Genomic DNA, 11412 nt, shown 5'->3' with positions numbered 1-11412 from the left:
GACATGGCTTTTTTTCTCCCCTCGCTCTACGGCACTCACTGCTTTCTGTCTTAAATCATCACTATAGGGTGCTGCCATGAAAGCTTCTCCTCATTTCTTTTTCTCTATTATGTCCTAACTATCCCGCTCTTTGCTATAGCGAATACTAGAGGGAATACCGCGACGATCATCGAGAAGGCCGATAATAATTAAAGGAGTTAGGGACAACCACAGGGGAATAAGAGGTAGGGAAGGAGGAAGGAGAAAATAACTGAGGCCGCCGGTAAGAGCAAAAGCGACGACAAAACCGAGTCAACCCCCCCTAGGCGTGGGTTGACTATGGCTGCTACGCTTATTGGGAATATCTAACAATTGTTGACTAAAACGTTGTTTAATCAGGGCAACGACCAGAAAACTAATCAGAAAACTGATGACTGACAGTAGGGATAATAACATAAGGATTTTTGCGCTCAGATTAATTATCGATCCTACGTTGTTCGGTGACAAAAAGTGCAGATATTGCCATCGTGGTTTTAGTCAGTGTCAGCATCCCACTTCCAAAGCTAAGGCGCTTCGGGTTTTGGGGAATATGATCAGCAATTCTAGGTTTAACCTACTCTCGATCGCTTTTTACCTGACTGATGCGACGAACGTTTAAAATATCGCTCATCAGCTTAATTTGACCAACGCAGCGTTCAAATTGTTGCAGGTCTTTTACTTCAATTTTCAGGGAAATTAAAGCGGGTTTACCGAAATTAGTCTTAACTCCGGCATTGCGAACGTTAATATTTTGGTCACTTAAACGAGAGAGAATATCTTTTAAAACCCCGACGCGATCGATCACTTCAATCTGAATATTTACCGGATAAGTTGGATAACGTCCCTGGTCATCTATAGGGTTCCAACTAACAGGAATTAAGCGTTCAGCTTCGGCTTTTTCCACATTCGAGCAGCCCTGACGGTGAATAACAATGCCTTCCCCCGCGTGGGCAACTATACCAGTAATATTTTCCCCTGGTAAAGGACAACAACAACCGGCTAAACGATAGACTAATCCCTCCACACCGGCGATCGGTGATTTACTAACGGGTAAAGCCCTTTGAACGGGAGAAGATGGTAGAATCAATTGGGAATCAGTTAGGACATCGGGCGGATTTTTGACAGTTAAAATTTCCTGTTGATTTTTAACTGTTTCTTGCAGACGATTAACCACATTTTTTAGGGTAACTTCGCCGTAACCTAAGGCCGCCAATAAATCATCTACTGCCACATAATTGCACTGTTTAGCCACCGATTGCATTCGTTCCGATTTCAGCAGGGCATCGAAGCCAGTTTTCCCCAATTCTTTCTCTAATAAATCACGACCCCGGCTAATATTTTCTTCTCGGCGCGATTTTTTGTACCATTGCCGGATGCGATTTCTGGCGCTAGGAGTAACGACAAAATTTAACCAATCTAAACTAGGGTGACTATTTTTGCTGGTGAGAATTTCCACCAGATCACCATTTTGCAAGGGAGCATCAAGAACTGACCATTTACCATTAATCCTTGCCCCTTTCATCTGATTACCTACTTCGCTATGAATATGATAGGCAAAATCTACCGGTGTCGCGCCTTGGGCAAGGGCCACCACATCACCTTTGGGGGTGAAAACATAGATATCTTCTTCAAAGAAATTATTTTTTAGGCCATCCATGTATTCTTGGCCATCTTTAAGGTCTTTTTGCCAGTCAAGAAGATTACGCAGCCAAGCGAATTTTTCATCCGCAGCGGTTAAAGTTGTTTGACTAGAACCAGTTTCTTTATACTTCCAATGGGCTGCAATCCCGTATTCAGCAACATGGTGCATTTCTAGGGTGCGAATCTGCACTTCTAGGGGACGGGCATTTAAACCGACAACGGTGGTATGGAGGGATTGATAACGGTTAGCTTTTGGTAAACCGATATAGTCTTTAAAACGGTTAGGAATCGGAGTAAATTGGTCGTGAACTATGGCTAAACAACGATAACATTCCTCTTTGGTTTCGACGATAATGCGGACGGCGGCAATATCATAAATCTGCTCGAATTCTTTGCCTTGATTGTGCATTTTATGATAAATGCCGTAGAGATGTTTGGGGCGACCCTGTAAATCAAGAACTTTTATGCCAATTTCTTGCAATTTTTCCCGCAATGTGTTAGTGACGGTTTCGATGCGGGCCTCTCGATCGATACGTTTTTCCGATACCAATAACTGCACGGTGCGATAAGCATCGGGTTCGAGGTATTTAAAGCATAAATCTTCTAATTCCCATTTAAATCTGCCAATCCCTAAACGGTTAGCCAGAGGAGCAAAGATTTCTCTAGTTTCGAGGGCGATGCGTTGCTGTTGTTGCGGGTTGAGGTGTTCGAGGGTTTGCATATTGTGCAGGCGATCGGCTAATTTGACCACGATGACGCGGATATCTTGAGCCATCGCCAGGAACATTCGGCGAAAATTCTCCGCTTGCCGTTCAGTTTTGCTAGAAAAGTTGAATTTGGAGAGTTTTGTCACCGCTTCCACCAAATTACGCACCTCGACACCGAATCTAGCCTCGATTTCTTCGGGGGTGACTTCCGTATCTTCCACCACATCGTGAAGGAATCCCGCCGCGATCATTGCCCCATCACCCCCCAGATCCCGCAGTAATCCCGCTACAGCTATAGGATGGGCGATATAGGGTTCCCCGGATTTGCGATACTGGCCATCGTGGAGTTTATGGGCGAAATTAAAAGCCCTACAGATTAAATCGGTATCGGGATTCTGGGGGTCGTTTTCGTAGGTAATTAGGCATTCTTTCAGCCAATCGGGTAAAACTAACGCTTTTTTCGGTTCCGTGGCCCGGGGAAGGGCGGTGAGGGTTTCCGGTTGGGTGGCAGTGATGGCGTTCATGGTTAGATCGGGGGGATAATAGGGGGGGAGGAGACGGATAACTAGAAAACTATTAGGCCGAAGGGATGCCAGATTACTTAACTCTCTAACACTGGCATCGGATCGATCGGCGAAAAGGACGGGATTCTTTTAAGTTTTTGTCTCTAGTCGGGAGGAGGACTTGCAACCGTGACGGCAAATCGTTAATCTTATGTAACAAATTCTAACGCGCTTTGTATTGGATGCTACCGACAAATTACCATCAAGCCTACAAATCTTTGTTAAGAAAACTGGAGGATTTCAGTCTTGCCCTTCTGGATGGGGATGCTTCCACGGGGTTACAATCTTTTCAAGCTTTACAAACCTGTCTAGAGGGGGAGATATTGTCACTAAATGATGACAATTTCAGCCCAGAGGTGGCTAATCGTTGGCGCGCAGTCCAGACGGAACTATATCGATCCTGGCGATTGCTGGAGACGGATTGGTTATTTTTGGCCTCGGCGCGGCAAGGACGGGAGAAGCGTTTACAGATAATTAGCGAGCGAGTGGCGACTTTAAAGGGGTATTGTCGGGTTTTGTTAGGGTCAGTTGTCGATTAGTAATTAAATGCTCGATCGCCGTTTGTGTGGCATACTTGACCCTAAGTCCTAACTTTTATCGTTACCGCTCGCGTCATGTTGGAAATTAAAGACCTAAAAATTGCCTACCCGACAGAATTAAGTTCTCCCTCTTGGGCGATCGATGGGGTATCTTTTAGTATAGGCAAAGGGGAAACTCTGGGATTAGTGGGTGAATCTGGTTGTGGAAAATCGACCATCGGTAAGGCTATTTTAAGGTTATTACCTAATCGCACTCACGTGGAAGGTGAGATTACCTTTGAAGGGCGATCGCTTTTATCTTTATCTAGCAAACAGTTAGAAAAGTTTCGCGGGGAAGCGGTGGGATTAGTGTTTCAAGATCCGATGACGCGACTAGATCCTCTGATGACTATTGGCGATCATTGTGTGGAAACTTTGCAAGCTCATCGGACGGATTTAACCTATCTTGAAGCTAAAATTGAAGCTTGTACTTTCCTAGAAAAAGTGAAAATTCCCGCTAATCGTTGGTCCCAATATCCTCACGAATTTAGCGGGGGAATGCGGCAAAGAGTGGCCATTGCTTTAGCTTTATTATTAAACCCTAAGTTAATTATTGCCGATGAACCCACCACCAGTTTAGATGTGACAGTTTCGGCGGAAATTCTGCGGGAATTAAAGCGTTTATGTAGCGAGGAACAGATGGGATTATTGTTAATTTCCCATGATTTAGCGATGGTGGGAGAATATTGCGATCAATTAGCGGTGATGCAGGGGGGCAAAATTGTCGAATCGGGAGCGGTAAAAACAGTTTTTAATACACCTCAACATCCCTACACTCGTTCTCTTTTGGCCGCCGCTTTACACCTACAGTTACGGGAGGAAAAATTAACGGCAATTCAAGGCAAAGAAACGGTGTTAAAGGTGGATAAATTAAAACAGTATTATACCCTAGAAGGTAACTTGTTAGATAGTTTCTTCAAGAAAGAAAAGAAATTTATTAAAGCGGTGGATGAAGTCAATTTTGAACTGTATCGAGGGGAAATATTCGGTTTAGTTGGGGAGTCGGGGTGTGGGAAAAGTACCCTATCGCGAACCCTATTACAGTTAATTAAACCCACCGGGGGAAAAGTGGAATTTTTAGGAGAAGATTTAACCCCTTTGTCGGGGGAAAAAATGCGTCCCAAACGGCGCTTAATGCAGATGATTTTTCAGGATCCCCTCGCTTGTCTCAATCCTTTAATGACGGTGGGAGAAAGTATCGCCGATCCGCTTTTAATCCATCAAAAAATTAGTCTAGAAACGGCTAAAAAACAGGTTTTAGAAATGTTAGATCGAGTCGGGTTAACACCAGTAGAGGAATTTTATCGACGCTATCCTAGGGAGTTATCGGGAGGACAACAGCAAAGGGTAGCCATTGCTCGCGCTTTAATTACTCGTCCAGAATTAGTTATTTGTGATGAACCGGTTAGTATGCTCGATGCTAGTGTCCAGACACAGGTTTTAGAGTTAATGTTAGAGTTACAAAAGTTATTTAATCTAACTTATTTATTTATAACTCATGATCTTTGGTTAGCGAGATTCCTCTGCGATCGAATTGCGGTGATGACTGCGGGTAAAATTGTTGAAATGGGTGAAACTGAACAGATTTTTAGCCATCCCCAACACCCCTACACTCAAAAATTAATCGCCGCAGCCCCGAGAATTTATCCCGACAGCAACTAAAATCGCCCTAGGGGTTTATAATTGTTATTATCTAAGTAGGTGGGTGTTAAAGATTGTCAGTTCCCCCCCTTATCAAGGGGGGATTAAGGGGGGATCGAGGGCGAAATCTATCTTCTATTTAATTAGAACTACTTACTTAAATATAGTTAGGAAAGACAAAATGCTAAGACAACTTCAGATAAGTCTCCCTGAAGATACTATGCAACTTCTTGATCGATGGTTGGCGAGTAGTGATTATCCTGAAAAAGAATATAATAATTTAATTAATGAAGCGATTAAATTATATATTATGGAACAACAGAGAAACTACCTCAATCAACAATTAAAGGAAGGAGCTATTGTTAGAGTAGAAAGAGATTTAAATTTATCACAAGATTGGTTTTCTCTAGAGGAAGAATTATGGTAGTAATGATTATTTTTAAAGTCAAAAAACTGCTCAAAAAATTTGTTTTTAGTCTCCAAGAGGAAGGGTGGAAACCAGCACTCAAAAAGACGAAACGAAAAATTATTAAAATTCTCACAGGAAAGAGTTCCTCTGAATTTGAAGAACAGGTGATCGAAAGTGCTAAATTAGCCGAACCCCGGCCCCTAGAAATTGCCAGTAGTGACAATCCTTTAGTCTCAATTATTATTCCTGTTTATAACCAATTTGCCTACACCTTTAACTGTCTGGAATCCTTGTATGTTAACCTAAGTCCTGATTTAGCTTATGAAGTAATTATCGTTAATGATGCTTCTACTGATGAAACTTTAGAACAATTAGCCACTTTAATTAAAGGAATTAAAGTATTAACTAATGCAGAAAACTGTGGTTTTATCCGTTCCTGTAATTATGGGGCTAGTCAAGCAAAAGGTCAATACCTATATTTTCTCAATAACGATACTAGAATTCTAGAAAATTGTCTAGAAAGTTTATTAAAATTAATCGTCAATAATCCCCAAGTTGGTGCGGTGGGTTCTAAGTTAATTTATGCTAATGGTAAACAACAAGAAGCGGGGGGAATTATCTGGAATTCTGCCGATGGTTGGAATTATGGACGCTTAGATAGTCCCGATGAACCGGAATATAATTATGTGCGTCCCGTGGACTATTGTTCGGGGGCCAGTTTATTAGTTCCTACGGATTTATTTAAGCAATTAGGTGGTTTTTCTCAAGACTTTATCCCCGCATATTACGAAGATACAGACTTATGTTTTGCCCTCCGAGAATTGGGTTATCAAGTCCTCTATCAACCCCAATCTAACGTCATTCACTACGAAGGAATCACCTCGGGAACAGACCTTTCCAGTGGGATCAAACAATATCAAGTGATTAATCAAACTAAGTTTCGAGAAAAATGGTCAAAGGTATTAACTAAACACCTGGATAACAATGCTAATAATGTACCGAAAGCTGCCCGACGTTTACAAGGAAACCCGACAATTTTAGTCATTGACTCCTACGTTCCACTATACGATCGAGAATCCGGCTGTGTGCGTTTATTAAATATTCTTAAGCTACTGCTCAATTTAGGCTATTCAGTGATTTTCTTTCCCGATAATGGCTATCCTGAACAACCCTATACTTCCGTCCTGCAACAGCTGGGAATTGAAGTTATTTATGGCACAGCGCAAAGATATAATCTAGAAGAAAAATTAATCAAATATTTACCTCTGATAGATGGAGTTTGGTTGTGTCGTCCCGAATTGTGCGATAAGTATATGGATTTAATTCGCTTAAAAACAAAAGCACCAATTATTTATGATACAATTGACCTGCATTTTCTGCGTTTAAAACGGCAAAAAGACTATCTCGATCCCAGTTACCAAAATACTAGCTGGAGTTGGGAAACCTATCAGAAATTAGAGTTAAACTATGCTAATCAAGCGGAAGCAACCGTGGTAGTAACGGAAGACGAAAAGCAAGTTTTATCCTCTTTAGGAGTGAAAAATGTTTGGGTAATCCCCAATATCCATGAAGAAATTTACCTGTCAGAAAAAGTTGCTTTTGACCAGCGATCGGGTTTAGTATTTATTGGTAGCTACAATCACCCTCCTAATATTGATGCAGTTAAGTGGTTATGTTTAGAAATTATGCCCTTAGTTTGGGCATCCCGTCCCGATATTACCGTTAATTTATTGGGAAGTAACCTCAAGGATGAAGTGAAAGAATTAGCCAATGATCAAGTGATTGTCACTGGTTATGTTCCCGAAGTAGAACCCTATTTCCAAAAGAGTCGCATTTTTGTCGCTCCCCTGCGATTTGGTGCGGGAATGAAGGGTAAAATAGGTCAAAGTCTCTCCCTAGGATTACCGACTATTACCACAAAAATTGGTGCTGAAGGTATGGGATTAATTGACCACCAGGATGTTTTAATTGCCGATACTGCCGAGGAATTTGCCCAAGCAGTGATCGAACTCTATGATCATCGGGAATTGTGGCAAAAACTCGCTGATAATTCCCTAGAAACTATTAAGAGATATCAACCCGCTACCGTGCAAACTAACCTACAAGCTTTGTTATCGAATCTAGGAATTATTGCTAAGGATAGTTAACAAGAATACAGCAGTTATCTTAATGGTGAAGTACAAAGTTTTCGTTTTCGGGAGTCAGGAGCCAGTCTTCGGTCGTCGATACCAAATTAGGTCATACTTCATCTTTATAAGAAACGCCGTAAGTTTTATTACAGGATTCAGCATTTGTGCTTCTTTTGCTGTAGTAATTTTTAGACTTCTGCTAATTTTAATAACCTCCATAAAGCGTTCCCAGGTAAAACCGGGGAACGCTTTGTGGGAGATATTTCTCCTAACTCTTTCAATAATAATTAAGCAACAGTAAAGAAACTACTTACTGGTGTAATATTTCCGAAACCGGGTAAAGTACCGCTAGATCCAGTGATATTTACCAATAAATCATTGGTCAATGACAATGACGGAATGTTATCATTGATAAGTAGGTAAGTTCCAGTGATCGGACCGCTAATTACTTGCACTAATGCAGCACTATTGGCGAGTAAAGGTTGAAGACCGGATGATCCATTTGCATCAGTAAATACCTGAGTCGCTAAGGCCGTTGTGGTAGTAGCAGTGCTATCAGTAGCGCGAGTAAAACTAGACGGCAAGAATGATAAGCCGATTCTATCAGTGCCGAAGGCAAAATCGGTGATCCGATCAGGATTAGATATGGTAGATTGTCCAACTTGAAAGACGAAGATATCTCCATCTCCATTACCGGTTAAGGTGTCAATGCCAGAACCGCCATTCAAGGTATCATTACCGAATCCGCCGTTGAGGATGTCGTTACCTAAACCCCCATTAATAGTGTCATTGCCAGCGTTACCCGAGAGTATGTTAGCTTGGCCATCACCAGTAATCGTGTCATTTTGATTAGTGCCAATAACATCATCAAAATTGGTTGCTGTAAAAGTTAAGACGGGCCCCCCCACTACCTGCAAATTGTTAGTCGATAGGCCTAAATTGACATTAATAGACGCGGGAGATGCTGCCCCGGAAGCATCAATTATATTGTTGCTAAATCCGGCGTTGGCAATGATAGTTTCAACTTGGAACAGTTGGTCTGTGGCTCCACCTGCTTTGAGAATAGTTCCAGTCGGTAGTAGGGTAATGCTGCTGCCAAAACTGCCGTAATTGGCCACATCAGTCCCCGTACCACCATTAAAAAAATCACTGCCTAAACTGCCCACAAGGGTGTCGTTGCCAATTTCCCCTGAAATATAGTCATTGCCAATACCGCCGTCGAGGGAGTCATTACCATCACCACCATTGAGGACATCGTTACCGCCTAGTCCAAAGAGCCTGTCGTCGCCAGCGCCTCCCTCAATGATGTCTGCGAGAGAGTTACCCGTGAGCGTGTCATTGCCCGTCAAGCCCAGAATTGTCCAGTTATCCACAGCTAGTGCCGTGAAAGAGTTTAAGCCGAAGATGTCGATGTAGGTTTGAGGCATATTACGAAAGTTAATGTCAATAAGTGTTAACATGAGCATATTAGTAGTTTAGTTAAGTTTTGTAAACCTCCTCAATAAAACTTAATATTTGTTCGTGGAAACACCCTATCCCGACGACGGGTGCATCTCATACTGGCGAAAATAGCCACAATCGGCAATTATCGGTGACTCTCATTTAATACACATATACTAACAAGTACCTGTAAGCATCTCACCGAAAAGCTAATGTGCGCTGGCGTTTGGGGACGGCACTCTGATCACAGACAGCTGAAACTGCGCGTGCGGGTCGCCCGGTCCTCTCCTCCCCAACGGGGGTTGGGAGGTAGAATACCGCAAGGGCTTGGATTGAGCGATAAAATCGGAAGTAATAAGTAGGTGGCTGTTAAAAATTGTCAGACACCCCCCTGATTAAGCTATCCCTTATAGGGAGCTTTCTTAACAATTTTGTCAGTAAGCACTCCACCCCTTATCCTGACTTGATTTCAGTTTTTTCTTTGTCAGTAAGGGTGTCAACAAGGAATATTACAGATTGTTAACCGAGTCTTGAAAGCCCTGTGCTACAAAGGTTTAAAATGTTAAGAAAGAGCTGACTAATGGATAGGGGGATCAAAGACAAAATCTATCTTCAATTTAATTGAAACCACTTACTTACTAATATCATTTTTCAAAAGTAATGAGAGACTTAGTTGATCATTTCAAAGCGCAATTGCTCTCTGAAAAGGGAATTTCGCTCTCAGATGTTAGTCACGATTATTGAAAATTGGTATAATTTAGGAGAAATTTTGACTTTCTTATTCTATTAATATGCCAACTTATCCTGATATTTCCAGTCAAGCTTTTAAACATCCCCTAGATCAGCAAGCTGAACAGACCTTAAGATCAGTTCCGGGGTTTGACTTATTAGCGAAAAGTTTTTCCGAATATCTCTATGAACGTCCCCAGCAAATTTTATTAATGGGCAATGATCTAAAAGTCGGCCCGCGTCAATACGCCACTTTATACGGCATCTATCGCCAATGTCTGCGGGATTTAGATATGTCCCCAGAGCCGAATCTTTATGTCAGTCAAAACCCTTTAGCGAATGCCTATTCTTTGGGTTCAGAACATCCCTACATTGTCTTTAATACTGCTCTTTTAGACCTCTTAGATGAAGAAGAAATTCGAGTAATTCTTGCCCACGAATTAGGTCATTTAAAATGTGATCATAGTATTTTAATTCAACTGTCTTTTTGGGTGATGGGGGCGGCTAATTTCCTTGGGGACATCACTTTAGGACTAGGAAAAGCCATTACTACCGGTCTAGTTTATGCCTTTTATGAATGGCGCAGAAAAGCCGAATTATCCGCAGACAGAGCCGCTTTATTAGTTACCGATGATTTAAATTTAGTCCTGAGAACTTTAATGAAATGTGCAGGAGGAAGTCAAAAATATCTGCATGAATGCAACTTAGAAGAATTTATTCGCCAAGGGGAAGCCTATCGACAATTAGACCAAGATAACTTAAACCAGATTTATAAATTTATCATTTATAATGGTGGGAATGGTTCCTTTTTAACTCATCCTTTTTCCGTGGAAAGAATCCAGTATCTACAGCAATGGTTTAACTCGGAATCCTATCGTCAAATTCGCCAGGGAAACTATGCCAAAATAGGGGTAAAAAGCTCAATTAATGTTGATGCTAATGATAGCGAAAGCGAAAGATTGAGGCGACAAATAGCAGAACTACAAGCACAAATTGAACGGGCAAAAAGACAAAGAAACCGTGAATAATCTATACGAAGGCAAAAGGCAAAAGGCAAAAGGCAAAAGGCAAAAGGCAGCTTTGTTCTCCCCACACCCCACACCCCACACCCCACACCCCACACCCTTTACTGATCACTGAAAATTCTCTTGTCTGTGTTTTGCCGATTTGGTGAGTACAATAGAGGTATCGGGGACCGAGAATAGCAATTCTCCCTACGATGATCCATAAACACTTACCCCCACTCTCTCTTTTTTGTTCTACTGCCCATGCTCCAAGATACCCAATCCATTCGTTACTATCAAAGACTGACCGATGACATGGTGGATCTTTGGCACCGTGGCTCACGTTTTGATGAGATCCGGCTATATGTAGAAGGCTATTTAGCCTGTTTACGCGATTCTAATTCCATAGAACCCTATCTAATTCATCGTCTCGAAGAAGAAATATTTCGTTTTCTGCGAGATCCTTCTAATTTTGAATATCTCTCCCCCCAAACCCAAACCCAAACTGAAGCAGATTATGGCTATTATTAACCCCAGTTCGGGTTAAGGGAAT

The 11412-nt window shown here is 41.9% G+C and carries 8 protein-coding genes and 1 pseudogene; 6 read left to right on the top strand and 3 right to left on the bottom strand.

What is annotated here, in order from left to right:
- Positions 1-135: 135 nt before the first annotated feature.
- Positions 136-435, bottom strand: a pseudogene (locus IM473_RS22635) (MraY family glycosyltransferase); the annotation flags it as partial.
- A 157-nt stretch (positions 436-592) separates the two neighbouring features.
- The gene (locus tag IM473_RS20990; protein WP_287660728.1) at positions 593-2890 is read right to left on the bottom strand and encodes a RelA/SpoT family protein; all 2298 of its coding nucleotides are present in this window, start codon (positions 2888-2890) and stop codon (positions 593-595) included.
- Positions 2891-3111: 221 nt separating this feature from the next.
- Between IM473_RS20990 and patD the strand changes: the two genes are divergently transcribed.
- The 4 genes from patD (at position 3112) to IM473_RS20970 (ending at position 7704) form a co-directional block, all read left to right on the top strand.
- Positions 3112-3468, top strand: a complete 357-nt coding sequence (patD, locus tag IM473_RS20985; protein ID WP_287660727.1) for a heterocyst frequency control protein PatD — start codon at positions 3112-3114, stop codon at positions 3466-3468.
- Between the two features lie 75 nt (positions 3469-3543).
- A complete protein-coding gene (locus IM473_RS20980) occupies positions 3544-5169 on the top strand; it encodes a dipeptide ABC transporter ATP-binding protein (protein ID WP_287660726.1) in 1626 nt (541 codons plus the stop codon).
- Between the two features lie 160 nt (positions 5170-5329).
- Positions 5330-5575, top strand: coding sequence for a hypothetical protein (locus IM473_RS20975; RefSeq protein WP_287660725.1), 246 nt, complete (start codon positions 5330-5332; stop codon positions 5573-5575).
- The gene (locus IM473_RS20970) at positions 5569-7704 is read left to right on the top strand and encodes a glycosyltransferase (RefSeq protein ID WP_287660724.1); all 2136 of its coding nucleotides are present in this window, start codon (positions 5569-5571) and stop codon (positions 7702-7704) included. Before IM473_RS20975 ends, IM473_RS20970 begins: the two co-directional genes overlap by 7 nt.
- Positions 7705-7973: 269 nt before the next feature.
- On the opposite strand, the gene IM473_RS20965 is transcribed toward IM473_RS20970, so the two are convergent.
- Positions 7974-9146: a calcium-binding protein gene (locus IM473_RS20965; protein ID WP_287660723.1), complete on the bottom strand. Its 1173-nt coding sequence runs from the start codon at positions 9144-9146 to the stop codon at positions 7974-7976.
- Positions 9147-9917: 771 nt separating this feature from the next.
- Between IM473_RS20965 and IM473_RS20960 the strand changes: the two genes are divergently transcribed.
- Together IM473_RS20960 and IM473_RS20955 are read left to right on the top strand one after the other, a co-directional pair.
- Positions 9918-10883 carry a M48 family metallopeptidase gene (locus IM473_RS20960; protein ID WP_287660722.1) on the top strand — a complete coding sequence of 322 codons (966 nt, stop codon included), beginning with the start codon at positions 9918-9920 and terminating at the stop codon, positions 10881-10883.
- A gap of 240 nt (positions 10884-11123) precedes the next feature.
- The gene (locus IM473_RS20955; protein WP_045356196.1) at positions 11124-11390 is read left to right on the top strand and encodes a DUF6761 family protein; all 267 of its coding nucleotides are present in this window, start codon (positions 11124-11126) and stop codon (positions 11388-11390) included.
- Positions 11391-11412: the final 22 nt, after the last annotated feature.

Origin of the sequence: Microcystis sp. M015S2, from assembly GCF_020245945.1 — a bacterium.
GTDB lineage: Bacteria > Cyanobacteriota > Cyanobacteriia > Cyanobacteriales > Microcystaceae > Microcystis.
Note: the sequence above shows the minus strand (reverse complement) of the source record. Positions and strands in the feature narration are given on the sequence as shown.

Bases quoted from the DNA above. Each gene is read 5' to 3' on its own strand.
- IM473_RS20990 (WP_287660728.1), bottom strand. From the start codon at position 2,890: ATGAACGCCATCACTGCCACCCAACCGGAAACCCTCACCGCCCTTCCC.
- patD (WP_287660727.1), top strand. From the start codon at position 3,112: ATGCTACCGACAAATTACCATCAAGCCTACAAATCTTTGTTAAGAAAA.
- IM473_RS20980 (WP_287660726.1), top strand. From the start codon at position 3,544: ATGTTGGAAATTAAAGACCTAAAAATTGCCTACCCGACAGAATTAAGT.
- IM473_RS20975 (WP_287660725.1), top strand. From the start codon at position 5,330: ATGCTAAGACAACTTCAGATAAGTCTCCCTGAAGATACTATGCAACTT.
- IM473_RS20970 (WP_287660724.1), top strand. From the start codon at position 5,569: ATGGTAGTAATGATTATTTTTAAAGTCAAAAAACTGCTCAAAAAATTT.
- IM473_RS20965 (WP_287660723.1), bottom strand. From the start codon at position 9,146: ATGTTAACACTTATTGACATTAACTTTCGTAATATGCCTCAAACCTAC.
- IM473_RS20960 (WP_287660722.1), top strand. From the start codon at position 9,918: ATGCCAACTTATCCTGATATTTCCAGTCAAGCTTTTAAACATCCCCTA.
- IM473_RS20955 (WP_045356196.1), top strand. From the start codon at position 11,124: ATGCTCCAAGATACCCAATCCATTCGTTACTATCAAAGACTGACCGAT.